General features: G+C 42.6%; 24 protein-coding genes. 15 read left to right on the top strand and 9 right to left on the bottom strand.

Annotation, left to right across the window (positions count from 1 at the left end; all coding sequences use genetic code 11):
- The first annotated feature begins 11 nt into the window (after positions 1-11).
- From dxs to F4W09_RS06480, 8 genes are all read left to right on the top strand, one after another.
- Positions 12-1,919 (top strand): 1-deoxy-D-xylulose-5-phosphate synthase, encoded by a 1,908-nt coding sequence (gene dxs, locus F4W09_RS06515; protein WP_151504356.1) that lies wholly within the window; start codon positions 12-14, stop codon positions 1,917-1,919.
- A gap of 116 nt (positions 1,920-2,035) precedes the next feature.
- The gene (locus tag F4W09_RS06510; protein WP_016168632.1) at positions 2,036-2,866 is read left to right on the top strand and encodes an inositol monophosphatase family protein; all 831 of its coding nucleotides are present in this window, start codon (positions 2,036-2,038) and stop codon (positions 2,864-2,866) included.
- A 435-nt stretch (positions 2,867-3,301) separates the two neighbouring features.
- Positions 3,302-5,179, top strand: coding sequence for a DEAD/DEAH box helicase (locus tag F4W09_RS06505; RefSeq protein ID WP_044739642.1), 1,878 nt, complete (start codon positions 3,302-3,304; stop codon positions 5,177-5,179).
- A gap of 401 nt (positions 5,180-5,580) precedes the next feature.
- A complete protein-coding gene (locus F4W09_RS06500) occupies positions 5,581-6,399 on the top strand; it encodes an ABC transporter ATP-binding protein (protein ID WP_151504355.1) in 819 nt (272 codons plus the stop codon).
- Complete coding sequence (mlaE, locus tag F4W09_RS06495; RefSeq protein ID WP_016168628.1) at positions 6,396-7,175, top strand: lipid asymmetry maintenance ABC transporter permease subunit MlaE; 780 nt, start codon at positions 6,396-6,398, stop codon at positions 7,173-7,175. The genes F4W09_RS06500 and mlaE overlap by 4 nt, the downstream gene beginning before the upstream one ends.
- Complete coding sequence (gene mlaD / locus F4W09_RS06490; protein ID WP_016168627.1) at positions 7,175-7,843, top strand: outer membrane lipid asymmetry maintenance protein MlaD; 669 nt, start codon at positions 7,175-7,177, stop codon at positions 7,841-7,843. Before mlaE ends, mlaD begins: the two co-directional genes overlap by 1 nt.
- A gap of 19 nt (positions 7,844-7,862) precedes the next feature.
- The gene (locus F4W09_RS06485; RefSeq protein ID WP_016168626.1) at positions 7,863-8,495 is read left to right on the top strand and encodes an MlaC/ttg2D family ABC transporter substrate-binding protein; all 633 of its coding nucleotides are present in this window, start codon (positions 7,863-7,865) and stop codon (positions 8,493-8,495) included.
- 12 nt (positions 8,496-8,507) lie between these two features.
- Entirely contained in the window at positions 8,508-8,792 is a 285-nt protein-coding gene (locus F4W09_RS06480; protein WP_151504354.1) for an STAS domain-containing protein, read from the top strand.
- 105 nt (positions 8,793-8,897) lie between these two features.
- Here F4W09_RS06480 and F4W09_RS06475 read toward each other — a convergent pair whose 3' ends face one another.
- The gene (locus tag F4W09_RS06475) at positions 8,898-9,911 is read right to left on the bottom strand and encodes a magnesium and cobalt transport protein CorA (protein WP_016168624.1); all 1,014 of its coding nucleotides are present in this window, start codon (positions 9,909-9,911) and stop codon (positions 8,898-8,900) included.
- 155 nt (positions 9,912-10,066) lie between these two features.
- Here F4W09_RS06475 and F4W09_RS06470 point away from each other — a divergent pair, with 155 nt between their 5' ends.
- Both F4W09_RS06470 and F4W09_RS06465 read left to right on the top strand, forming a co-directional pair.
- Positions 10,067-10,666 carry an LOG family protein gene (locus F4W09_RS06470; protein WP_151504353.1) on the top strand — a complete coding sequence of 200 codons (600 nt, stop codon included), beginning with the start codon at positions 10,067-10,069 and terminating at the stop codon, positions 10,664-10,666.
- Entirely contained in the window at positions 10,666-11,067 is a 402-nt protein-coding gene (locus F4W09_RS06465; protein ID WP_104441413.1) for an NUDIX hydrolase, read from the top strand. The genes F4W09_RS06470 and F4W09_RS06465 overlap by 1 nt, the downstream gene beginning before the upstream one ends.
- Positions 11,068-11,101: 34 nt before the next feature.
- Here the strand turns inward: F4W09_RS06465 and F4W09_RS06460 are convergent, their stop codons facing one another.
- Together F4W09_RS06460 and recG are read right to left on the bottom strand one after the other, a co-directional pair.
- Entirely contained in the window at positions 11,102-11,740 is a 639-nt protein-coding gene (locus tag F4W09_RS06460) for a ComF family protein (RefSeq protein WP_215899321.1), read from the bottom strand.
- The gene (gene recG, locus F4W09_RS06455; RefSeq protein ID WP_151504352.1) at positions 11,727-13,772 is read right to left on the bottom strand and encodes an ATP-dependent DNA helicase RecG; all 2,046 of its coding nucleotides are present in this window, start codon (positions 13,770-13,772) and stop codon (positions 11,727-11,729) included. Before recG ends, F4W09_RS06460 begins: the two co-directional genes overlap by 14 nt.
- Before the next feature lie 33 nt (positions 13,773-13,805).
- Here recG and F4W09_RS06450 point away from each other — a divergent pair, with 33 nt between their 5' ends.
- Positions 13,806-14,609, top strand: a complete 804-nt coding sequence (locus tag F4W09_RS06450) for an NAD(P)H-binding protein (RefSeq protein WP_151504351.1) — start codon at positions 13,806-13,808, stop codon at positions 14,607-14,609.
- A gap of 195 nt (positions 14,610-14,804) precedes the next feature.
- The gene (locus tag F4W09_RS06445; protein ID WP_044739636.1) at positions 14,805-15,032 is read left to right on the top strand and encodes a DUF6500 family protein; all 228 of its coding nucleotides are present in this window, start codon (positions 14,805-14,807) and stop codon (positions 15,030-15,032) included.
- Positions 15,033-15,167: 135 nt separating this feature from the next.
- Here F4W09_RS06445 and F4W09_RS06440 read toward each other — a convergent pair whose 3' ends face one another.
- Positions 15,168-16,016 (bottom strand): LysR family transcriptional regulator, encoded by an 849-nt coding sequence (locus tag F4W09_RS06440; protein WP_044739635.1) that lies wholly within the window; start codon positions 16,014-16,016, stop codon positions 15,168-15,170.
- Between the two features lie 100 nt (positions 16,017-16,116).
- On the opposite strand from F4W09_RS06440, the gene F4W09_RS06435 reads away from it, so the two are divergent.
- Positions 16,117-17,346 (top strand): alpha/beta fold hydrolase, encoded by a 1,230-nt coding sequence (locus tag F4W09_RS06435; RefSeq protein ID WP_104441417.1) that lies wholly within the window; start codon positions 16,117-16,119, stop codon positions 17,344-17,346.
- A 90-nt stretch (positions 17,347-17,436) separates the two neighbouring features.
- Here F4W09_RS06435 and plsB read toward each other — a convergent pair whose 3' ends face one another.
- Positions 17,437-20,019, bottom strand: coding sequence for a glycerol-3-phosphate 1-O-acyltransferase PlsB (plsB, locus tag F4W09_RS06430; protein ID WP_104441418.1), 2,583 nt, complete (start codon positions 20,017-20,019; stop codon positions 17,437-17,439).
- Between the two features lie 291 nt (positions 20,020-20,310).
- Here plsB and F4W09_RS06425 point away from each other — a divergent pair, with 291 nt between their 5' ends.
- Complete coding sequence (locus F4W09_RS06425) at positions 20,311-21,183, top strand: acyl-CoA thioesterase (protein WP_044739632.1); 873 nt, start codon at positions 20,311-20,313, stop codon at positions 21,181-21,183.
- Between the two features lie 192 nt (positions 21,184-21,375).
- The gene (locus F4W09_RS06420; RefSeq protein WP_151504467.1) at positions 21,376-22,620 is read left to right on the top strand and encodes a dicarboxylate/amino acid:cation symporter; all 1,245 of its coding nucleotides are present in this window, start codon (positions 21,376-21,378) and stop codon (positions 22,618-22,620) included.
- Between the two features lie 2 nt (positions 22,621-22,622).
- Here F4W09_RS06420 and F4W09_RS06415 read toward each other — a convergent pair whose 3' ends face one another.
- From F4W09_RS06415 to F4W09_RS06400, 4 genes are all read right to left on the bottom strand, one after another.
- Positions 22,623-23,036 (bottom strand): VOC family protein, encoded by a 414-nt coding sequence (locus F4W09_RS06415; RefSeq protein ID WP_151504350.1) that lies wholly within the window; start codon positions 23,034-23,036, stop codon positions 22,623-22,625.
- A gap of 99 nt (positions 23,037-23,135) precedes the next feature.
- On the bottom strand, positions 23,136-24,080 hold the full coding sequence (locus F4W09_RS06410) for a metal-dependent hydrolase (protein ID WP_151504349.1): 945 nt from the start codon (positions 24,078-24,080) through the stop codon (positions 23,136-23,138).
- A 124-nt stretch (positions 24,081-24,204) separates the two neighbouring features.
- Complete coding sequence (gene yihA, locus F4W09_RS06405; RefSeq protein ID WP_151504348.1) at positions 24,205-25,065, bottom strand: ribosome biogenesis GTP-binding protein YihA/YsxC; 861 nt, start codon at positions 25,063-25,065, stop codon at positions 24,205-24,207.
- Between the two features lie 87 nt (positions 25,066-25,152).
- On the bottom strand, positions 25,153-25,599 hold the full coding sequence (locus tag F4W09_RS06400) for an RrF2 family transcriptional regulator (RefSeq protein ID WP_151504347.1): 447 nt from the start codon (positions 25,597-25,599) through the stop codon (positions 25,153-25,155).
- Between the last annotated feature and the right edge of the window lie 79 nt (positions 25,600-25,678).

The raw sequence follows: 25,678 nt of genomic DNA, 5'->3' as shown, positions 1-25,678 counted from the left end.
CTTTGCCACATATGTTGTATACAGAAATACCAACTCAACGCCCTGTAACACCGTTGCTGGATACGATCGATCATCCACAACAACTACGTTTGCTCGCGCGTGATCAACTACCACAAGTGGCGGATGAGTTACGTCAATTTATTTTGTATGCAGCTGGACAAAGCGGCGGACATTTTGGCGCGAACTTGGGGGTCATTGAGTTAACAGTTGCCTTGCATTACTGTTTTAATACGCCAGATGATCGCCTAATTTGGGATGTGGGTCATCAGGCTTATCCACACAAAGCCTTAACAGGTCGTCGTGAGTTATTAACCACCATTCGTGCTAAAGATGGTCTAGCAGCATTCCCTGCGCGAGACGAATCGATTTTTGATACTTTTGGGGTTGGCCACTCATCTACTGCAATTTCAGCGGGGCTGGGCATGGCGTTAGCGCGTCGCTACCAACAAAATCCTTGTGATGTGGTGGCGATTGTGGGTGATGGTGCTATGACTGCGGGCATGGCGTTTGAAGCCATGAATGATGCCGTGGCGCATAACGCTGACTTGATGGTGGTACTCAACGACAACGATATGTCGATTTCGTGCAGTACGGGTGGTTTTGCCAAACATTTGGCAGCAATTTGGGAAAGTGGTCAGTCAGTACATATTTCAGAACAAGGCGAAGCCTACGTACAACCACATCCAAAATGGTCATATAACTCACGCTTGCATCAATCCGCAACAGAAGCTGCTGATAATCTGTTTAAAGCGATTGGTTTTGATTATTTTGGACCCTTTGATGGCCATAATGTCAAAGAGTTGACGCAAGTTTTTGAAGCTTTGAAAAAACGCAGTGGGCCACGCTTAATTCACGTCTATACTAAAAAAGGCAAAGGCTTTGCACCTGCTGAAGCAGAACAAATTAAATACCACGCCATTAGCAAAATAAATGCCAAGGCAGCACCACAAGCAGCACCCAAATATTCGGACGTATTTGGTCAGTGGTTATGTGATGAAGCAGCACAAGATACACGTTTATTAGCGATTACGCCTGCTATGTGCGAAGGCTCAGGTATGGTCAAGTTTGCACAGCAATATCCAGAGCGTTTCTTTGACGTGGCGATTGCAGAACAACATGCAGTGACACTGGCTGCGGGGATGGCGTGCGAAGGCTTAAAACCTGTGGTTGCCATCTATTCCACCTTCTTGCAACGTGGTTATGATCAGTTGATCCATGATGTGGCATTACAAAATCTGGATGTGACGTTCGGAATTGACCGTGCAGGTTTGGTGGGGGAAGACGGTCCAACGCATGCAGGTGCCTATGACTATGCCTTCATGCGAACTGTGCCGAATATGGTGATCATGGCACCGAAAGACGAAAATGAATGTCGTCAAATGCTGCATACCGCCTATTTATATCCTGGACCAGCAGCAGTTCGTTATCCGCGTGGTAATGGCTTAGGTGTGGAAATACAGCAGCACATGACTGAACTAGAAATAGGGCGTGCTGAAATCGTCTTGCAATTGAACGAAACTGCTGATGAACAGATCAGCATTCTGGCCTTTGGTAGTCGTGTTGCGGCATCTGTAGAAGCTGCACGTAGTCTGGCACAGCAATTAGATATTGGCGTGCGTGTGGTGAATATGCGCTTTGTGAAACCTTTAGATGAACAGATGTTATCGCGCTTAGCCGATCAAACTCAATTGTTTGTCACCGTAGAAGAACATGCAGTAATGGCAGGTGCGGGTAGTGCAGTGAATGAATATTTGGCACAAGCGCAAATTGTTAAGCCGATGTTGAATTTAGGTTTGGCTGATAACTTTATGCATCAGGCAACACATAATCAAATGTTGCAACAAGCAGGTTTAGATGCACAAGGCCTTGTTAAATCAATAGAATCAGCATGGTTAAAGCTTGTTCAAAGTATAGGCTGATCAAAAGCTAAATTTTCGAAACATTTTTTCCCTAAAAGCGCTTATATTTGTTAAGATATAGGGGCTTTTATGCATTATTCTTTAATCAATATCTTCAAATTTGTAGTGGGTGTTCAATGGAACCTATGGTGGTGATGGCTGCGCGTGCGGCTCAAACAGTCGGTCAAGAGCTTTTAAAAGCGCATCAAAATCGTCATAAACTTGATCTACAAGTCGAAGAAAAAGGAATTGATGGGCCTGTAACGCGTGTAGACCGTTATTTGGAACAATTGACCATCGATACGCTACGTAAAAGCTATAAAAACCACAGTTTCCTTGGTGAAGAGTTTGGTTATCAAGAAGGTAAAGGTCACGACGCAGATTGGTGTTGGATCATTGACCCACTTGATGGCACTTTAAACTTCATTAACGGTGTTCCTCATTTCTGTATCTCTATTGCAGTTCAACATAAAGGCATTACTCAACACGGTGTAATTTACGACCCTGTGAAAGATGAGTTGTTCTCTGCGAGTCGTGGTCGTGGTGCCATGATGAATCAACGCCGTATTCGTGTAAATGTGAAAGACAGCCTTGAAAATACATTCATGTCTGTAGGACATGCTTACCGCGCAAAACGTAATGGTGAAGTGATTTCTTATGCAAAAAATCATTTTGCTTCATTGTTAAATGTAACTGAAGCTGGTGCGCAATATCGTCGTACAGGTTCAGCAGCATTAGATTTGGCGTATGTAGCAGCGGGTCGTTTCGATGCTTATTTCGAACTCGGTCTAAAGCCTTGGGACATCGCAGCAGGCGAATTGATTGTGAAAGAAGCGGGCGGCACTGTGGTTGATGCACGTGGCGGTAGCGACTCTATGGAAAATGGTCAAGTACTTGCATGTTCAATGAAAATGTTAAAGCCATTAATGCAGGCAGTCGTGCCAGCGTGGGGCGAAGCAGCAAAGTAATTGAATGATTACCTGATCAAGTGACGATAAAAAAGCTCTCAATTTTGAGGGCTTTTTTATATAAAATTCCAAGCCTTAATTGCATCTTTAAATAATATTTTTTAAAAAAATGGTAAAAGTCGATTAAAAAAGGTGACTTTTAAAAATATGCTGTTATAATCTTGCCACGCACTAAATTTCGTTCATTACCTGAACATTCTCTTCTATCATTGTGTATGCGCGTCCGGTCCAAAGAGAGGACATTATTTCGCGCCCCACCCAATCGCTTAAGCGATTCCTTCAGGTTGCGGCTGTAATCAAATGTGCGTTATACGCATCGTCGTTCTCGGATCGCCGCTGATTCTATATTTTCAGCGATTATTGCTGTGCCGCTTTTTGCCGATGTCCATCTGACTTTATTTTAATGGAGCACCCAGTTTTCGGGTGAAAAACTCTATGAGCAAAACTTTTGCTGAATTTTCTTTACATGAATCGTTACAACAAGCGCTACAAAGCCTAGGTTTTACATCTCCTACGCCTGTACAGGAACAATCGATTCCTGCTGCTTTAGAAGGTAAAGACCTTCTTGTATCAAGCCAAACAGGTTCAGGTAAAACTGCGGCGTTTTTACTTCCAACGTTAAACGCACTTGCAGGTCAAGAGACTTTCGTTCCGTTCAAAGAACGTATGAAAGCAATTACCCAACCAAATATTTTAGTACTTTGCCCAACACGTGAGTTGGCGCAACAAGTAAGCCAAGACGCAATTGCATTTGTACGTCACATGAAAGGTGCACGTATTGCTGCGATCATGGGCGGTATGCCATTTGGCAAGCAAATCCAACAGTTAAAAGGTGCACAAGTTGTGGTTGCGACACCAGGTCGTTTACTTGACCTTGTGAACCGTCGTCAAATTAAATTAGACAAAGTTGATGCGCTAATTGTTGATGAAGCTGACCGTATGCTTGACCTAGGTTTCTCTGAAGACTTAGAAGCGATTAGCGATCTTGCTGCGAACCGTAAACAAACATTAATGTTCTCTGCAACATTTGCACCACGTATCATTACCCTTGCTGAACGCATGATGAATGATCCTGAACGTATTGCAATTGAAACAGGTCATTCTACCAACACAGACATCACTCAGACTCTACACTGGACTGATGGCTTCGAGCACAAGAAAAAACTTTTAACTCACTGGTTGAGCGAAGAAGATCTTGATCAAGCTGTTGTTTTCGCGTCTACGCAAGAAGACACAGACATGCTTGCTGAAGAATTGGCTGAAGCGGGTCACTCAGTAGTTGCACTTCACGGTGCAATGCCACAAACCGTGCGTAACCGTCGTTTACGTAGTATTCGTGAAGGTCGTGCAAAAATCTTGGTTGCAACTGACGTTGCAGCACGTGGTTTAGACGTACCAACAATTTCACACGTAATCAACTTCGGTCTACCAATGAAGAACGAAGACTATGTACACCGTATTGGTCGTACAGGTCGTGCGGGTCGTACAGGTAAAGCAATTACTTTGGCAACTTACCGTGAACGCGGCAAAATCCGTGCTTTAGAAGATTACTTAGATGCTCGTTTAGAAGTTTCTGAAATCGAAGGCTTAGAGCCATCTCCACCTCCAGCACGTTCTGGTCGTGATGGTGGTCGTGGTCGCAATGGCGGTGGCGGTCGTCGTGAAGGCGGTCGTGGCGGTTTCGGCGGTGGTCGTCGTTTTGAAGGTGAATCTAACTTCAAACGTCGTGAAGGTGGCCGTGATGGCGACCGTCCACAGCGTTCGTTTGGTGGTGAAGATCGTCCGCGTCGCGAATTCAACAATGATCGTCCACGTCGTGAAGGTGGTTTCGAAGACCGTCCACGTCGTGAATTCAACAATGATCGCCCACGCCGTGAAGGTGGTTTTGAAGACCGTCCACGTCGCGAATTCAACAATGATCGTCCACGCCGTGAAGGTGGTTTTGAAGACCGTCCACGTCGCGAATTCAACAGCGATCGTCCACGTCGTGAAGGTGGTTTCAATGATAAGCCGCGTTTTGACTCGAATGATGACAACCGTGGTAACCGTGTAGATTACAAACCGCGTCGTGAAGGTTCTTTTGGTGACCGTCCTAAACGTGATTTTGGTGATCGTCCACCACGTCGTGAAGGTGGTTTCGGTGACCGTCCACAGCGTTCATTTGGTGGCGAAGATCGTCCTAAACGTTCATTCGGTGGTGAAGATCGTCCACAGCGTTCATTTGGTGGCGAAGATCGTCCTAAGCGTTCATTCGGTGGTGAAGATCGTCCACGTCGTGAAGGCGGTGACCGTCGTCGTAAGTTTAACGACTAAATCATCCCTTCTAAGAAACCAGCGCAAAAGCGCTGGTTTTTTTATGTTTAAAGATTTTGTTTATTGTTTAAAAAATGTATACTAAGTCAAATTTATGTTGAAATATGACAAATATGAACAACAATATAGAACAACAACCTCTGTTAGGGTATTCGTTAAAAGAGGTCATTATGCCTTATCTTGGTTTTATTCTTTTGCTGAGCAATTTGATCTTTTTCTTTTACGCTCAATTTATATAACACAGCGTTCTAATTTCTATGCTGTGCGCCTTGGTTCGTATAATTAAAATGACAGAATCAAAAAACAAATTGCACACAGTTTACCCGACGTAACTAGGTAACATTTTATAGTTCAATCCTTTATAGTATGCGTGCTGAAAAATTGCAGGAACTTTCTCCGCTATGAATAATCAAGCACCCCTTGAAAATTCAGCTTTGATTGAAGTCAAAGAACTGAGTTTTAAGCGAGGGGAACGAATCATTTATGACCAAGTCAGTCTGAAGATTCGACGTGGTCAAATTACCGCCATTATGGGGCCATCTGGAACAGGTAAAACGACACTGTTGCGTTTAATTGGGGGGCAGTTAACCCCAGATCATGGGCAAGTGCTACTTGACGGTAAAGATATTGGTCAGATGTCGCGACATGAGTTGTTTGCGGCACGAGCACGTATGGGCATGCTGTTCCAAAGCGGTGCTTTATTTACCGATATGAGCGTTTATGAAAATGTTGCATTTCCATTGCGTGCGCATACCCAATTACCTGAGCATTTAATTGCAGAATTGGTCGCATTAAAGCTGGAATCGGTTGGCCTGCGTGGCACAGAGCAGCTCATGCCTTCTGAACTTTCAGGGGGGATGAACCGACGTGTGGCTTTGGCACGTGCAATTGCATTAGATCCAGAATTGATTATGTATGATGAACCTTTTGCAGGTCAGGATCCGATTGTTAAAGGTGTACTGACTCGACTAATCCGTTCTCTACGTGAAGCACTAGAGTTGACCACGATTATTGTATCGCATGATGTAGCAGAAACGCTTTCGATTGCAGATTATATTTATGTGGTTGCGGAGGGGAAAGTGCAAGGTGAAGGTACGCCTGCTGAATTACAGGCGAATGCATCACCATTTGTGCGTCAGTTCCTGACAGGTGCGGCTGAAGGGCCTGTAGAATATCAGTTTAGTCATCAAGCGTATTTAGCGGGCGAGGTTAGTGCATGAATGCTATTGCCTCATTAGGTAGACGCGTTATTCAGAGTGTTCAGGGTGTCGGTGTTGCAACCATTATGTTGCTACAAATTCTATGCTCAATGCCGACATGGTTAGGGGTCAAACTGTTTGTTTACCAAATGTATCGTGTCGGGGTGATGTCCTTACTGATTATTTCGGTGTCGGGTTTGTTCATTGGTTTGGTTTTAGGTTTACAAGGCTATTCCATTTTGGTCAACATTGGTTCAGAAGCCATGTTGGGCACCATGGTGTCGTTAACTCTGTTACGTGAATTGGCTCCTGTGGTTGCCGCATTATTGTTTGCTGGGCGTGCAGGTTCTGCACTGACCGCGGAAATTGGATTAATGAAAGCCACCGAACAATTATCCAGTATGGAGATGATCGGGGTTGATCCATTAAAACGTATTGTTTCACCACGTCTGTGGGCGGGTATTGTAAGTTTGCCGATGTTGAGTGTGGTGTTTGCTGCGATTGGTATTATTGGCGGTAAAATGGTCGGCGTAGATTTTCTGGGCGTAGATGAAGGTTCTTTCTGGAGTGGCATGCAAAGTAATGTGCAATTCTATAAAGATATCTTTAATGGCACGATTATTAAGAGTATTGTTTTTGCCATTTTGTGTACTTGGATTGCGGTTTACCAAGGCTATGCTTGTGTACCGACATCTGAAGGCATTGCAACATCCACAACGCGTACCGTGGTGTATTCATCGCTTTGTGTATTAGGTTTTGATTTTGTGTTGACTGCGGTCATGTTCGGAGGGGTTTAATGAAATCACGTGCAAGTGAGCTGGCCGTAGGATTATTTGTGATTGTCTTCGGTGTTGCATTGTTTTTCTTGGCAATGAAAGTGAGTGGCTTAGTCGGCACTAACTTACGTGATGCCTATAGCATGACGGCACAATTTGATAACGTAAATGGCTTGAAGCCTCGTGCCAAAGTTACGATGAGTGGTGTCACGATTGGTCGTGTTACAGATATTACTCTAGATCCAGTAACACGTTTGGCAACGGTGCATTTTGAATTGGATGGCAAGCTAACGTCTTTTAATGCAGAACAGTTGAAAACGGTTGAAAACAATGCGTTGGATGAGTTGCGCTATAGCACAGAATATACCGAAGCTACACCAGCGAAACAAAAAGAAATGGAACAGCAACTTATTGCGAACATGAAATCCATCACCAGTATTGATGAAGATGCTTACATAATGGTAGCAACCAATGGCTTGTTGGGTGAGAAGTATTTGAAAGTTGTTCCAGGTGGTGGCTTGAATTATATCAAGCGTGGCGCATCAATCGCTAACACTCAGGGTACGATGGATTTGGAAGATTTGATTAGTAAATTTATTACAGCAGGTGCAGGTAAGTCATCGACTCCATCGGCAGAAGCTGAGGCACCAACTGAAAAAACAGATGCTGAACCAGCATTTGTTGAATAATTGAAAGAGGAACTTAGAAGTGAATATGTTGTTGAAACAAACATTAACGGCAAGCATTTTATCAACCATGATTGCAGGTACTGCATTTGCTGCGCCAGCTGAAGCTCCTCCTGCATTTATTAAGCGTGTGGCGGATGGTTTAATTGGTCGCTTAAAAGCAGACCATGCAAAATTGCAAAATAACCCAGCAGCGGTTAAAGCCATTGTACGTCAAAACTTAGACCCGTATGTGGATTCACAAGCGTTCACTCGTATCGTCATGGGTACTTATGCAACCAATCAGTACAGCACTGCAGCACAGCGTGCACAGTTTGAAAAGAACTTCCGTGAAACATTGATTGAAAACTACGGTACAGCTTTTGCCAAGTTTAGCAACCAGACTTATAGCATGCGCCCTTATAAAGCAACAGGCAGTGCTAATCCGGTAGTGACCATTGACTTTAATAACAATGGTGAAAAAATTCCTGTATCGTTCCAATTGGCGGATAAAGGTAGCCAATGGAAGATTCGTAACATTAACGTATCGGGTATCGATTTAGGTTTGCAATTCCGTAACCAGTTTGCGGCGACTGTGAAACGTAATGGTGGTAATCTGGATAAAGCGATTGCTAACTTTGAGCCAGATGCTGACGCAGCTGTAAAGAAGAAATAAGATAGGTGAACGGTGATTAGTCTCGTCAATCAGGAATTGCAAGTCACTGGAAAAATCGACTATGACAATGCTGAACAATACTATCAGCAGGGTCTGGCATTGATTCAGAAACAACAGTTGCCTATGGTAGTGAACCTAGCACAGTTGCAACAGGGAAGTACCTTGGCATTAGCGGTACTGGTGCGTTGGTTACGCCAAACGCCACAAGCACAAGGTTTACATTTTAAGGCTGTGCCTGAGAAAATGATGAAGATTATTCAGGCTTGTCATCTGCAAGATGATCTGCATTTGATCTAAAAGAAAAAGCACCGCAATTGCGGTGCTTTTTTTATGTTGAATCTTATGCTCAAAAAGACAGTGGGCTGTTGTACTTCGCAGATCACACCATGCAAAAAAGAATATTCAGATCCATTTTTTCCAGCGGAAATAAATCAGTGGCCCAATAAAGAAGCCAACAATAATCATACTAACAGCGATAAAGCTGGTAGTGCCGTGGGCGAAGGGTAAAACATCCGTATTCATGCCGTAGATACTTGCCACTAACATTGGGGGAGCCAACATACTCGGTAAAATCGAGAAGCGACGAATGGTATCATTCTGTTCGGTGTTAATGAATCCTGACGTCGTATCTAGCAAGAAGCGCACTTTTTGGAACAAGAAGGCATCATGTTCGACCAGTGAGCGTACATCTTCACTCAACTCTCGAATGTCCGCATCATAGATATGACTGCCTAAGGCGCGAGGACGAGATAAAAAGGTCAGCACACGACGCAGGTCAATTAAACACAGTTGTGCTTTACCCAGCATATCTTCTAACTGTGCCAGACGCGTAATCATGTCATCGAGGTCGAGAATTTGTTCACGATGACGGTTATTCAGCACTTCTGTGGAGTATTTTTCCAAGTCCTTGTGGATATCTTCCAAGATATCCGCAAGCTCATCCAGTTTGGCTTCCAGTAAACCTAAAAGTACCCAAGTCGGGTCTTTATAGTCAATTTCGTAATCATTGCGACGTGCGCGTGCGCGAAAGGCACGGAAAGCCACCAGTTTTTCACCACGTAGAGTAAACAAGCGCTCTTTATGCAAAATAAAAGCGACGGTTTGTACTGTGGCTAAAATACTGGAATTATCATCCGCTTCACCATCCACCTGATAATTTTTATTTTTCGTTAAAAAATACGTGCTGATATGCAAAATACCATCATCATCACGGTAGAATCGGGCAGATGAAGAAATGTCTTCTAATGACTTTAATGTGGGGAGATTTTGATCATAGGCATCTAGAACCCATTGCTGTTCTTCTTGTGAAGGTGCAATGAGGTCGACCCAGACCAGTTCTGGGTGTAAATCGAAACCACCATTAATGGTGGCATCTTCTAAACTACCGCGCTCTGTGGCGTAAAAGGCTTCAAGCATGGATGTCTTTTCTCCCTTACGCAGTATGGGGTTAAATCGATGGGTGTATTTTAGACAAGGATTTCATGAAAAACACTGATTGAATTGCTAATTTATGAAAAAATCTCTATCTACTTTACTTTCGCGGTATGACAAGAGCATAACATGGTGAAATAATGACACATTCTATTGCAGTTTTTTGTGGTTCAGCGGTTGGTACAGACACCATTTTCTTAGATACAGCACGTCATGTTGGGCAAACGTTAGCGCAACAAGGTAAAACACTGGTCTATGGCGGTGGGCGCTCAGGTTTAATGGGTGTGATTGCAGATAGTGCCTTACAAGCAGGTGGGCGAGTGATTGGCGTGATTCCACATGCTTTGGTCGATCGTGAGTTGGCTCATCCTGATTTGACTGAGCTGCATGTGGTGAAAAACATGCATGAACGTAAAACCAAAATGTCTGAACTTTCCGATGCCTTTATTGCACTGCCAGGTGGTGCGGGAACTTTAGAAGAAATTTTTGAACAGTGGACTTGGGCACAATTGGGCATTCATTTAAAACCGTGCGCCTTTTTAAATGTTGAAGGGTTTTATGATGACCTGATTAACTTCATCAACTTAACGACTGAAAAAGGCTTTACGCATTCACGTTTCACAGAGACCTTAATTGCTGAAAACTCGGTTGAAGCGATTCTACAGCAGTTTGATGTATTTACTGCACCTACCCCGAAATGGGGTATGACCGAGCAGCAAGACTTGGTGAAACACGCCTAATGAAACAAATTACTGTCGCTGCGGGTATTGTGTTGAATACACAACAGCAGTTGTTATTGGTGCGTAAGCACAACACCCGATTTTTTATGCAGGTGGGTGGCAAGTTAGAACCAGATGAAGCACCTGAACATTGTATCTTGCGTGAAATCGAGGAAGAAATTGGCTGTCAGGCGAAAATTATACAGTACGTTGGACGTTTCGAAACTGCTGCGGCCAATGAGCCTGATCATCTATTGGTGAGTCATGTATTTCAAGTGGAGCTAACGAACTCGCCAAAAATTGCAGCTGAAATTGCTGAACTCAAGTGGATTGAGTTGGATGATCAGAGCACGCCTTTGGCACCATTGACTCGAGAAATCGTGTTGCCATGGGTGCGTCAATATCTAAAGATACAGGCATAGCTTTTTCAAATGGATTGAATCAGTACTTCTATAATTAACATTGAGCTGCTGCAATACAGGCAGCTTCAATTTTTCGGCAGCCCAGTTCATTTAGAGCTTGTTGCAATGCTTTAAGTGAGCTGCCTGTCGTCACCACATCATCTAGCATTAACACGCGACGATAACGCAGAGCGTTTGTTGGGGCGATTTTAAATTGCTGTTCTATGCTATCCAGTCGTTCTAAACGGCTTAAGCCTTTCTGTGAATGCTGATGTTGCCGTTGAATAGGTTGCCAAACAGGAATATTTAACTGCTGACTCAAACGCTGTGCCAGAATGACACTTTGGTTATAACCTCGTTCAGCCAAACGTTGAGTGGAAATTGGCATGGGAACGATGGCCTGAATCTGTCGATAGTCCAGTTGCTTGAGTAATCCCGTCAGTAAGATTTGAAAATGTAGTTGTTGCTCATATTTAAATTGCTGAATCACACGATCAATGGGATAGGCATAATGACAGGCAACTTGAACCTCAATTTCTTGACGTTGCACGGATTGTTTGAACCAAGGTAAATGATTCCAGCAATCTTGACAGAGGCTCGCATGACGACCACGCTCAAGTCCACAAAACTGACATGGGAGCGTTGAGTGCAGCCAGTGCTGAGCCGAGGATAAAAAAGGTTTAAACATAGGCATAACGGGGGGCTTCAGGCAACCAGCGTTTGAGTAAGGCATCGGCCTGAGTTGGATAGTCTTTCAGGATTTGTTGTGCCACATAATGTGCCTGATTGAGCAAATGATCATCCCGTTCTAATTTGGCAACGCGAAAGCCCATATCTCCCGTTTGTTTAGTGCCGAGTAATTCCCCAGGGCCACGAATCTCTAAATCTTTCTCTGCAATGATAAAGCCATCATTGGTTTCACGCATGATACGTAAGCGTTCTTGTCCATTTTGTGACAGTGGATTTTTATACAAGAGGGCACAAAAACTTGCCTTAGCACCACGTCCAACACGACCACGTAACTGATGCAGTTGGGATAAGCCCAGACGCTCGGCATTTTCAATCACCATAATCGAGGCATTCGGCACATCCACGCCGACTTCAATTACCGTGGTCGCAATCAGTAGTTGTAGTTTGTTATCCTTGAACTGTTGCATGACAGCTTGCTTGTCATCGGCTTTCATTTTGCCATGCACCAGTCCGATATTGAGTGTTGGGAAACGTTGCTTGATTTCGGCATAGGTGGCTTCTGCGGCTTGAGCATCTAAAGTTTCCGACTGTTCGACCAATGTACAAACCCAATAGGCTTGTTTGCCTTCGGCACAATTACTGGCAATCCGTTGTAAGACGTCTTCACGACGGTCCAAAGGGATGGTCACAGTTTGAATCGGGGTTCGACCAGGTGGTAATTCATCAATCACTGAGGTATCCAAGTCCCCATATGCGGACATGGCGAGAGTGCGCGGAATAGGGGTTGCAGTCATCACGAGTTGATGAGGTGTGGTTTGCTGTGCGCCTTTATTACGAAGTGCCAAACGCTGATCGACCCCAAAGCGGTGTTGCTCATCAATAATCACCAAACCCAATTTATGAAAGGCAACACTGTCTTGGAATAAGGCATGGGTACCAATGACCAGTTGCGCCGAGCCTTGTTGGATTTGTTGCTCTGCCAAGGCACGGGCTTTACCTTTTTGCTTGCCTGATAGCCATGCCACAGTTAAGCCTAAAGGTTCAAACCAGCGTTTAAAATTCAAATAATGTTGTTCTGCGAGAATTTCAGTTGGTGCCATGAGGGCAACTTGCCAACCTTCTTCTAAGGCATGACAAGCAGCAAGTGCTGCCACGAGTGTTTTACCTGCACCAACATCGCCTTGTACCAGACGCAGCATTGGCTTGTGTTGCTTTAAATCATCGGAGATTTCTTTAGATACGCGCTTCTGTGCTGCGGTCATTTTAAAGGGCAACGCAGCCAGTAATTGTTTGGATAGGATTTTACTGTGAGTAAAAGCGGGAGCTTCAATCTGTTGGATGTAGGCGCGGCGCGTCAGTAAGCTGACTTGATGCGCCACCAATTCCTCAAAAATCAGGCGTTGCTGTGCAGGATGTGAGCCTTGGCTCAACTGCAACATATTGGCATCGAGTGGCGGTTCATGAATGTAATACAAGGCTTGCTTTAATGCATAGCCATTGGTGAATTTCTGCGGCAGGAGTTCTGGCAGATCATCACTGTGCTGTTTTAGGGCATGTTTAACGTAGTCACGCAGTTTGGCTTGCGTGAGTCCATCGGTGGCAGGATAAATCGCCGTGAGCTGAGTTTGCGGCAGTGGCGTATGCTCGGTAATGAGCTGAATTTCAGGATGATACATTTCCAAGCCACGTGCGCCAACACGGACTTCACCAAATACGCGTAAACGATTGCCGACTTTGCCGCGATCAGTCAGGGCTTTATATAGGTGATAAAAGCGTAATGTAACTTTACCGAGCTCATCATCCAGTAAAATGGCCATGGATTTACGCTTTCCCGGAGGAAAGTCCACTGATTTCACCGTACCCTCAAGCAGATAGCTACGCCCAACCTCCAATTGGTTCATGGGGATGATCGTGCTACGATCTTCATAATCCCGCGGCAGATGAAACAGTAAATCATCCGTGGTGAAAATATTCAGTTTTTCAAGTAATGCAGCAGAGGCACTTCCAACCCCTTGCAATTGTTGGACTGCGGCCATGTCCCCTCAACTAAAGTGCTCATTAGGTGCTAAATGCATATTTTATTTATAGGTTATGGTAAAACATCTCAACGGGTTGCTAAACAATTATTTCAGCAAGAGCACCAAATTACCACAATTAGCCGTAGTGCCAAAGTGCAGGATTTTGCTACACATTTAATTCAAGATATTCATCAGCTGAATTTGAGTCATATCGCACCTGTCGATGTGGTTTATGTGTTGTTATCACCCGCATCGAGCACGCCTGAAGGCTATCAAGCGACTTTTGTAGATGCCATTCCTGCGATGCAGAAGGCCTTACAAGCTCATCCTGTCAAAAAAGTCATTGTAGTGTCTTCAACGCGAGTTTATGGTGAGCAAGCAGGGGAGCGTATTGATGATGCGAGTGTGCCTCAGCCGATTGATGTACAGGGCGAAATTCTACGGCAGATGGAATTGCTGTGGCAGGCAGCGTATCCTGAGCAAAGTATAATTATTCGACCGACAGGCATTTACGGGACGTCTGTGGCACGGATGGTGAAGTTGGCGCAGCAGACTTCGACCTATCCGAACATTCATTATAGCAATCGTATTCATATTGAAGATTTAGCCCGCTTTTTGGCGCATTTGCTTCACGTGGAACATCAAAAAAATTCTTATATTGTCACGAATAATCAACCCATTCCTTTGCATGAAATTATTCAGTGGTTTCAGCAGCAGTTCGCGCTGCCAGTTTTGGTTTTGGAAAGTGATGTTGCGTCAGGCAAGCGAATTTATGCTTCCAATATGCAGCAGATGGATTTTGAATTACAGCATCCAAATTGTTTTGAGGATTATTCGGTGTTGTTAAAAAAATGATTGAAAAATATTTTGTACTTTGTTCGATGAAAGATGTGGAACATTGATTGGAAAATAGTCGTGGAATGTGAAAAGTAATGTAAAAGTCATTCTAGTATACTGCTCACTAGAATGATCTAATTTAAGATTATGATTTATATTAAATAAATAATTTTGCATAAGTTTTTTATGCTGATTTTAGGAAAAGTTAAAAATATGAGAAAAGAGCTAAGAGAACGATTTATCAGTGGATGTAATGAGAAAATTCAAAAAAAGGGAGATAGTGTAGGTTTATCTTTCTATGCTTTTTTCAAAAATAAAAATGATGATCCTGAGCTTTTAATGGAAGCCGCAACTTGGTGGATCATGCAACATCAATTAGATCATTTTGAAAAAGCTGTAAAAATTAAAGCCCTTGTTTTGAGTGAGTCTTCGTCCATTTAATATCATGGTTGTTGTAATAAGTAACAATCCTAGATCAAGATTTAGGATTTTTAAATTTTTTAAAACAGATAAAAATTAAGACATAGCCTCAATTTTCACGTTGGTATAAGGTATTTATGCTAATTTTACGAAACCTTAAAATGATCCACTCAATTCAGGACTGTTTTTTAAAATTATTTTAGATATCTCATCGTAGACGAGTCTAATTCGTGGAGTTGAAATATTGGATGCATGTGTGACTAACCATAGTGATTCTTCTAGTAAGTAAGGATGTTCGATACGTTCTAGTCCTGTTGCGATAAAACTTGGAAGAATTCCGATTCCTAGTCCTGATTGAATAGCTACTTTTTGTGTTGCTAAGTTATTGAATTTTAAATCAGGTTCTCTTCCTGTAATTTTTTTCAACCAACGTGATGATGGTAAATCGATATTTGAGTCCCACCCTATCAATTTAGATTCTTTAATATCCTCCATAATCGACGAGGCTCTATATAAACCACTGGACATCACTCCAACTTTTTTAATGGTTAAAGCTCCTTGTTCTGGTCGAACTAATCTCAAGGCAATATCGGCCTCACCCTTTGCAATACCAACAGAATTAATTCCAGTAATTAATTCAATATTGATTTCAGGATACTCATCTAAGAATGGTTTAAGCGATGGTATCAATATTTCTGTGGCTATTAATTCTGGAGCGGCAATACGCACTACACCACTCAAATTTTGAGATTTATTGGTAAATTTTCTTTGTAATGTATTTAATACTTTTTCTGCATTTTTAACCTCTTCAATAAGGTTCATAGCATCTTTTGTAGGCTTATATCCTCGAGGATGTCTAAGAAATAGAGTTGTTCCTAACTTTTCTTCAAAAACTGTAATTTTTCTAGAAACAGTTTGTGGGCTTACACCTAATTCTTTTGCTGAACGACTTATATTTTGATATTGCATCACTGCTGTAAAAAAGCGGAGATCATCCCAATTCATTTTTTCTTTCCATTTTTGGAAAATAGTAAATTATTTTGATCCATTTATGCATGGAAAGTGAAGCCGTAATATTAAAACTCATAAAAATTTAAGGTCTCCCATGAATACTTTCATTAATCTAGAGAATAGCTCAGTTGAAATAGATATTGTGCGTCAATATTTGTCCGCCTTTTCTCAGAATGATATTCAAAAAGCATTGGAATGTATCCACCCACAAGCCATATGGCATATAGATGGAGATCCAATAGTTAAAACTGTTGGAATCATACAAGGACATATAGCTATAAAAAAATGGTTAGAAGATTTCCCTAAAGCGTTCCAACCTCTACAATTTTCTATGAATAAGTTAATTAGCGCGGGAAATACGGTTTTAGTCATTGGGCGATTTAGACACTTAGTTCTTAAAACCCAGACTACTGTTGATAGCGACTATATAATTCAATTTACAATAAAAGAAAATAAAATTATTCATTATCAAATATTTGAGGATTCGCTTTTACTCTCAGAAGTGCATAGAGATTCTAGTCATAGTCGGAGAGTGATGATCAACGGAATCACCTATGAATGGGATGATATTGGAGATGGTTCCCCGATTATTTTTTTACATGGCTTATTTTTAGATAGAACATTCTGGACTCATATTACTCAAAACCTTCCACAAAATCGCTGTATTTCATTTGATATGCCGGGTCATGCTAAAAGTGGCTGGCGTGACCAATTAGATCTTGATGGAATAGCTGAAGATATTGCTATTTGGATGAAAGAGTATTGTATTGAGAAAGCAACATTAGTTGGACATAGCCAAGGTGCTATGATTGCAATGCGAATAGCTGCTCAGCATTCAGAAATGGTAGAAAATCTTGTATTAGTAAATTCTTCTGCTCGGAAAGAATATAATGATCGTATTTCAATTTGGGTTGAACGAGAAAAAATTTTACTTTCTAACCCTTCGAAGAGATTGGAAATTTTTAAGGATATTCAAAAGTTAAAGTTAACACCTCAATGGTTAGAAAACCATAGTAATGAAGCAACTCAAGAATTAACTAGAATGATGGATCATGATCCATCTAATTTAGCTAAGGCAATGAAATCTGCTGTAATAGACCGATCAGATATTACTGAAAACCTTTCAAAAATTACGGCAAAAACCATTGTACTATCTGGTGAATTAGACAAAGCTACTCCGCCTGAACTAGGGGAAGAGATAGCTAAGCTTATTCCAAATGCTCAACATATTTTATTAGCTGATGTTGCTCATTCTATACCGTTAGAGTCTCCTCAAGCGCTATTAGATGTAATGCATAATTTATTTGAAAATCCTACCATTTAATATAATAGCGATTATCCAAAATCGACCAAAATGTCTTGTTATACATACAGCATAGGTATCTAAAATCGCAGATACCTATGCTTTTTAAAATTACTTCTTCTTACGCTTCAAACGACGTTTCGCTTGCTGAGCAGCAACTGCATCTAACACCTGCTTTAACTCTTCATCGCTAAAGGTGGTAATGTGCTGCAACATTTGCAAAGTCACATCATCCAGTACCAAATTGGCATTGGCAGCAATATTGCTAAAGTTGCTGTCAAACACAATCGAGCCTTCGGCATTGGTGCTGATATAGCCTTGCTGTGTTAGTACGCGGATAAAACCTTGGAATAAAGCTTTATCAAAGAACTCTGGCGAATTGAACTCATACAGTACAGAGAGGCGCTGACCCACCAAGTGACTCAACTCTTCCACTTGACGCGTCGAGATGTTGCCAGAACCACGCTGTGTAATCAGTGCCAAAGTCATGTAATAGCGCTCTAGGCTCTGCATGACAGGACCTGCAAGGACTAACAATTGATTGTGTTCTTCGCTGTTCGGTGCAGGGGAAATTAAATGTCCTTCCGTATCTTCAGTGATGAGTTTTGCACTAATTAAAGCATCTGCATAAGCTGCAATTTGCGCTTTTAAGCCCTCATCATCCCATTTTAGGAATAGCTCAGCTTTCAAGAATGGATAGAGCGTACGAATGACATTACATAAATCGTGACGCTTGATACTGCCGTTATGTTCAACCAAAGCCGCAATCAAAGATGGCAAGACAAAGGCATGCACAATGTTGTTACGGAAGTAGGTGAGTAACACCGCTTGATTGTCTTCAATCGCAATGATATCGCCTAGAACGTGCTTCACGCGCTTAATCAGTTTCAGTTTTAAACCGTAGGCAATAATTTCTTTGCCTGAAAGCGGCGTCACTTGGGTACGTTCATCATAAGGCAGTGCGGTGAGCAAATTACGATATGCATCTAACTGTTTAATGCACAGCTCTTCGTCCAGAGTATGTTTTGGTGTCGCTAGTAAAATCAGAGACAATAACGATACTGGGTTAATCACTACGGCACGGTTGATGTTTTCTAAAATGGTATGTGCCGCACTGTTCACTGCATCAGAGACCTCATTTGGAATTGGATCATCATTTTTTGCAATGCGAATCTGGTCAGCGCCAAAGGCTTTGAGTTTGTCATCCAAGAATACAGGCTCACCAAAGTTTACGTGCACTTTACCGAAGATGCGTTCAATTTTGCGTAGAGTTTTCACAATCCCAAGCACAGATTCTGCTTCTTTTGGTTTACCTTGCATTTCACCGACATAGGTCGAACCTTCCATCAGGCGTTCATAGCCGATATAGGTTGGCACAAACACAATTGGTTTGGCACGTCCACGTAAGTGACTATGAACTGTCATGGCAAGCATACCTGTCTTAGCAGGTAACAGGCGTCCTGTACGTGAACGTCCGCCTTCAATGAAATATTCCAAAGGGGTATTACGCGACAGAATGCTGTATAAATATTCTTTAAATACGGTGGTATATAAACCATTGCCACGGAAAGTACGGCGAATAAAGAACGCACCACCACCACGTAGTAGTTGCCCCACAAATGGCATATTCAGGTTATCGCCCGCCGCAATGTACGGTACCATCAAACCACGTTTATAAATCACATAAGACAGTAACAGATAGTCGATATGACTACGGTGACATGGGGTATAAATAATTTCATATTCTTTTGCCAGTTCACGCACGGTACTGAAGTTATGTACTTCGACGCCATCATACAACTGTGTCCACAAGCGGGTGAGCGCCATATCCGCAAAACGAACGGCTGAAGAGGAATAATCCGAGACGATTTCATTTAAATAACCAATCGCACGACGTTCTGCTTCAAGCATACTGATTTTGCTACGGATACTTTCACGACGAATTGCATCTTGCACATCTTGTGCTTTAATTAGGCTGTGCATGACGTTACGACGGTCAGATAAGTCAGGACCGAGCACGACTTCACGTTGCGCATCCATGTAGTTATTCAAGCTGCTAATAATATACGTTGCAGGCGATAAATTTGGATGGGTGGTTTTAGCGTACTGAATCAGGTCACGTAAAGACTGGGCTTCGTGAAATTCCAGATAAGATTCACGTCCATGCAAGCCAATATTTACCATCTGTTTGACACGGCTTGGCGTTGCCCATGTATCGGTAAATAACAATTTAAACCAAGAGTCTTCCTTGTCTGGTGAACGACCCCACAGCACCGTTACAGGCACCAGTTCAATGTCTAGTTCAGGATGCTTTTCGAGTAAATCGATCAGGCGTAATAGACGGGGTGGAAAGGTATTGGGTGGCGGATTAAGTAGGTTCTGCTCATCATGATGTTGTAAAAATAAGATGGAGGCTTTTTCTTTATGTTCGCCAATCAAGAGCGAATCCAATGCCGCAGGCAGTTTTAAACGACGGGTTTCACCATCGACCACCAAGGCATTACTACGCGAATAGTTTTGTAAGACGTAACACACCACTTTCTTACTCGGTGTGTTGGCAACATGAGGATCTTCGCTGGTGGTTGGAGCTGTCGGGTTGCTGGGTACTTCACCCAAAATATGAGGGGTTACCACAAGGTCAAGTAGCTTGCTGGAAAGCTGGCGATACATTTGACCAAAGCCACGCTTGGACATAAACACTCCTAATACGGTACGAAGCCCCAAAATGCACAGGGGAAATTATTCTGCGTAATTGTAATCAAAAACTAGATGTCATTTTCTGACAAATTTACTGCTTATGCCAAGATTCTAGCGTTAAACTGCATATTTTTAGCAATTAAATTTGAAAATTACAGTGACAGTGCGGTCAATTAATCTCTAGGGGATCGGTCAACATTTAGGTAATATAGTTTTAGAGCAAGCGCTCTATGGTTATTTCTAATGAACACCAACATGGGTGTGTCTAAAATTTAAAATGGGTCTGCTATGAATGCCTTAACTCAAGAATTGGTTGAACTCCTTAGCCTTGAAAAAATCGAAGAGAATATTTTTCGCGGTCAAAGTCGTAATTTGGTAGGTAAGCGTGTTTTTGGTGGTCAAGTTTTGGGGCAGGCTTTACGTGCCGCATCTTATACGGCAGACCGTCCTGCACATTCTTTACATGCTTATTTTCTCTTTGGTGGTGATGTCAATGCTCCGATCATTTATGAAGTGGATCGTTTAAGAGATGGCAAAAGTTTTGTCAGCCGTCAGGTGCGTGCCATTCAACATGGACGTACCATTTTTACCGCAATGGTATCGTTTGCTCAGCCAGAAGAAGGCTTGAATTATCAGATTCAGGAGCCTGATTATCCCGCACCGATGCAGGTGAAATCGGAAGCGGAACTGAAAAAAATGATGGTGGAGTTTGTGCCTGAAAACGTACGGGCTAGTTTTATGCGTGATCGTCATGTGGAGATTCGTCCGATCGACCCAGCGAATCCATATCAGCCACAACCAGCGGCACCTTCTTATGCGCACTACATACGCACCCATGACCGTATTGCGGCTGAGATTGATGAAGTTTCATTACATCAAGCGATTGCTGCATTTTATTCAGACTTTACTTTAATGACCACGGCATTACGTCCACATGGTTTGAGTTGGTTATCACCAAGTTTGCAATGTGCCAGTATTGACCACGCTATGTATTTCCATAAACCTTTCCGTGTGGATGACTGGATGTTGTATGACATGGATGCAACGGTAAGTGCCAACTCGCGGGGACTAAATTTTGGACGTATGTGGCAAAATGGTGAGTTGGTTTGTAGTACGACTCAAGAAGGCTTGATTCGGCTCAGAGAAATTGAAACCCAATAAGATTTAAATGTTAGAAAAGCCTCATGTAGATGAGGCTTTTTTTTGATATTTTTGCAATACGTACGCTCCATGCAAGTGATCAATTACATAAGGGGGGGTAGACGGCTTTATTTTTTGGATAAGAAAAATTCGATTTTTACACACAAGATATGCCATAGTGATGTGACTTTAAAAGATAAAATTACAGCAGATATGAGCTTAAATACCCAAATCTTGATTGCTGCCATTCTGGGGATTGCTTTTGGTTTTCTACTCAGTGTCTTTCCACAGAGTAGTTTTTTTACCAGCAGTTTATATGGCTTGGGCATTATCAGTAGCATTTTCATTGGCTTACTTAAAATGCTATTAATTCCTCTGATTTTTAGCTCGATTGTGGTTGGGGTGTCCAATTTACAAGCAGGTGGGCAACTTGGAAAAGTGTGGAAGATCACGGTTGCCTGCTGCGTCACGACAACCACATTGGCATTAATTCTAGGCATCGGCTGTGCACATTTATTCGATGTGGGTAAGGGAGTAGATATCACTTTATTCCAGAATGACATGAATCAATATCAAACGCCTGATACCTTAACGCCAACATCTTTCTTTACCAATTTTATTCAGAATACGTTAATTAATCCATTTAAAGCCTTTGCAGAAGGCAATGTCTTGGCTGTGGTGGTATTTGCACTGTTTATTGGTGTGGCATTGGTACATGGTGGTGAGCGTTTTAAAGCGGTACGTCAGCTCGCAGCACAATTTTTTGAAATTATGATGCTGATGATTCGTTGGGTAATGAAACTTGCACCATTGGGGATTTTTGCCCTGTTAGCCAAGTTGATTGCCACAGAAGACCTTTCTGTACTCAGTCGTTTAGCCGAATTTGCTGTGGTGGTGACAGGAACCACCATTTTCCATGGTGCGGTGGTATTGCCGTTACTGTTATGGATTTTTGGCAAGATGGACCCTGTAACCTTCTTTAAAGGTACGCGAGCTGCGTTGATTACAGCATTTGCAACCAGTTCCAGTTCAGCTACCATGCCATTATCCATGAAATGTGCACAAGAAAATCTCAAAGTCAGTCCTGCAACCGCAGGCTTTGTGATTCCGCTGGGTACGCAGTTGAACATGGATGGTACCGCTTTGTACGAGGCTGCAGCGGCGTTGTTTGTCGCCAATCTGATTGGTTTGGATTTAAGTCTAGGTCAACAACTGATTGTTTGCTTAACTGCGATGATCGCATCATTAGGTGCCCCTGGTATTCCAAGTGCAGGCATGGTCACCATGATTATGGTTTTGCAATCGGTGGGTTTACCTGCGGAAGCCATTGCGATTTTACTGCCGATCGACCGTTTGTTGGATACGGTCCGAACCGTGGTCAATGTTCAGGGAGACATGATGATTAGTGTGGTGGTTGATCGTCATACTCGTGAAACTGTGACGGAACCAAACAGCTAGCTTTATTCCCAACAGGGATTCCAGACAATTTCCCAAAGATGTCCATCTAGGTCTTGAAAATAGCCGGCATAGCCACCGTAAAAAGTGGCTTGTGCAGTTTTGGTGATGGTTGCACCCGCTTTTTCGGCGAGTGCCATAATGGCATCGACTTCGGTTGCTGAGCCGACATTGTGTCCTAGCGAAAATCCAGTCGGACAGAAAGGCGTTAAAGCCAAGCCAGAATCCTGACTTAAACTCTGTTGCGGCCAAAGAGCCAGTTTTAAACCTAATTGCAGTTCAATAAAGGCAACGGCGCCATTTTCGTATTCTTGTCCAATAATGCCGTCACTTTTAAAGCCCAGTCCTTGGCAGTAAAAATCCAGCGCTGCTTGGAGGTCACGAACTGCAAGGGTCAGTACACTGAGATGAGGATGCATAAGGGGGAGTACTCAATCGGAAAGTGACTTTCAGCATGAGCAAAAAAGCAGGCAAATTCAGCCTGCTTTTTGTAGTGTTCCGACATATGGGTAATTGATTTATGCGACCTTAAGCATCGCGCGAAGTGCAGCAGGGGATTGATTGAGATAAGCAATCGCATCTTCAGTTTTGGCTTCATGTACAGGGTCGTACCATGGCATCAGATAGCCCAATTGTTGCGAGATAAGCCAGAGTGGATTTGGTAATAAACCATTGTTACGTTGAGAAATAGCATACCATTCACGCCAAATCCATGGTTTGTAGATAGCAGGGCGGATTGATTTAAAACGAGGGTCTTGTTGCATGATATGAGCCGTACCATCCACCCACAAGCCCAGTACTGCAGCAATGACCACAACACTGAGGTAATAACGTGCCAGATAGCCTCCGCCCAAATGACGATATAAATCAAATGCGACAGTCCGATGCTCAATTTCTTCTGCACCATGCCATTTCACTAAGTCGAGCATGGCAGGATCTGCACCACTTTTTTGCCACTCTGTATTGTAGAGTGCATATTTGCCCAAGACGCAAGTCATATGCTCAACAGTGGCGATAATACCGAGACGGAATAAATCCCATTGATGTTGTAAGGGTTTTGGAACATTCAAACCTAAAGGTTGGTCTGCCAATAATTTGCCAAATAGGAAATCCATAACATCAAGATTGCGTTGAATGTCGATGTGTCGCTCGCGTAAATATTCTTTGTTGGCAGAGTTATGCGCCTGCGCATGCATGGCTTCTTGACGAATAAAGGCTTGCACATCCTGTTTGAGTTTTTCATCTTGAATTTTCGGTAGAACTTTATTGTACAGACGGCAAAACCAGAACTCGCCAGCAGGTAAAATCATATTAATTTCATTAATAAAATAGCTGACAAAAGGTTGTTCTGGCACCCAGTCCACGGGCGTATTGTGCCATTCAAATTTCACTTTGCGCGGTTGAATACGATATTGAATTGAAGAGCCAATTTTTGTTTTTTTCAGGCGTTGTAACAGTTTCATACTACGGTCTCAAGCATTTTTTGATGCATTCGAAACAGTATGAAAAAAAAGTCCCACAATGTGTTTAGCAATGCGGGACATTTCAATGTCAATTCATGATGAGTTGATCTTGGTTTGGCAGCACTTAATCTGGTTTCGGTGCTTGCTCAGATGTTTCGGCTTCAAGTTCTTCTACTTCAAAAGCCTCGCTCTCATCATCGTCCAAAGTATCTTCGAGTGTATCGGCTTCTGCTTCAGGTATGAGCGCGAGGTCAAACTCGGCAGCTTGTTCAAGGGTGAAATTCAGACGCCCGCCCATCACACTGGCAAGTTCTTCTAAACCTTGTTTGTTGAGTGAGGAGAACAATTGAATTGAGAAATCGAGTTTCATTTTCTTCAATTGCTGTTTAACGTCTAATAAGGCTTTGTTGGCAGGACCACGGTTCATCTTATCTGATTTGGTCAACAGCACATGGACAAATAGTTTACGTGAGTATGCCCATTCCAACATCATCACATCGAAATGTTGTAGGGGATGGCGGATATCCATCAACAATACTAAGCCCTGTAAACTTTTACGATGAATCAGATAATTTTCAAGCTCTTTCTGCCATACGATTTTCATGGCTTCAGGCACGGCTGCGTATCCATAGCCAGGTAAATCGACCAGGCGCTGATCGGGATTGCCCAGACTAAAGAAGTTGATCATTTGGGTACGACCAGGTTTTTTTGAGGCGCGTGCCAATTGCTTTTGATTGGTTAATGCATTAATTGCACTAGATTTACCCGCATTGGAGCGTCCAGCAAAAGCAATTTCATAACCAGTATCTTCTACACAGATACTGAGCTTGGGTGCACTCATTAAAAAAGCGGCTTTACGTAGCCAGTTGAGTGCACGTACAGCATATTCAGTAATCGCAGGATCAAGCTTTTTTTCATAGCTGATCTTTTGCTTAGGCGCCTGCGCGGTTTTACTGTTTTTTGATTTTCCTCTGCTGTGGTGCATAACTCAACTTCATTCACTGGTTTTCAAGTGCCTAGTATAAAGGAAGTCGCCCACGCACGCGAATTTTCCTCTTAGCGCTTGAAAATGTTATAGGTTAAGTAGCTCAATACCATTTTTAATGGTTTTAGTATTGTTAATGTTCGAACGAGCAAGCACTTCGCCTAAAGTGTATTGATTTAAATACTGATAAAATTGTTCGAGTGCCTGATCTAAGATACCTTTTAGACCGCACTGGCTTCTAAGTACGCAAGGGGGATTGTTGCATTCAACAATCTGGTTTTCACCTTGTAAAGTCCTAACCGCCTCACCGACTTTTAGATGTACAGCATCTGGGTGTAATCGAATACCACCACCTTTACCACGTGTGGTAATCAACCAGTTTTGTTTGCCCATAAAGTGGACGACTTTGACCAAGTGGTTTTGAGACACTTGCAGGTCAGCCGCAATTTCAGCAATGGTATATGCACTTTCTCTTGGTCGCGAAATATACATTAGAATGCGCAGGGCATAATCGGTAAATTTATTTAGCTGCATGATTGTGCTCATCTTTTTTGAGATGAAAAGATAAGGCTAGTCTATCATAGACTAGCCTTATAAGGTATGTATGCGAGGG

The sequence above is a fragment of the Acinetobacter tandoii genome (assembly GCF_008867985.1).
In the GTDB taxonomy this organism is placed as follows: domain Bacteria; phylum Pseudomonadota; class Gammaproteobacteria; order Pseudomonadales; family Moraxellaceae; genus Acinetobacter; species Acinetobacter tandoii.
Note: the sequence above shows the minus strand (reverse complement) of the source record. Positions and strands in the feature narration are given on the sequence as shown.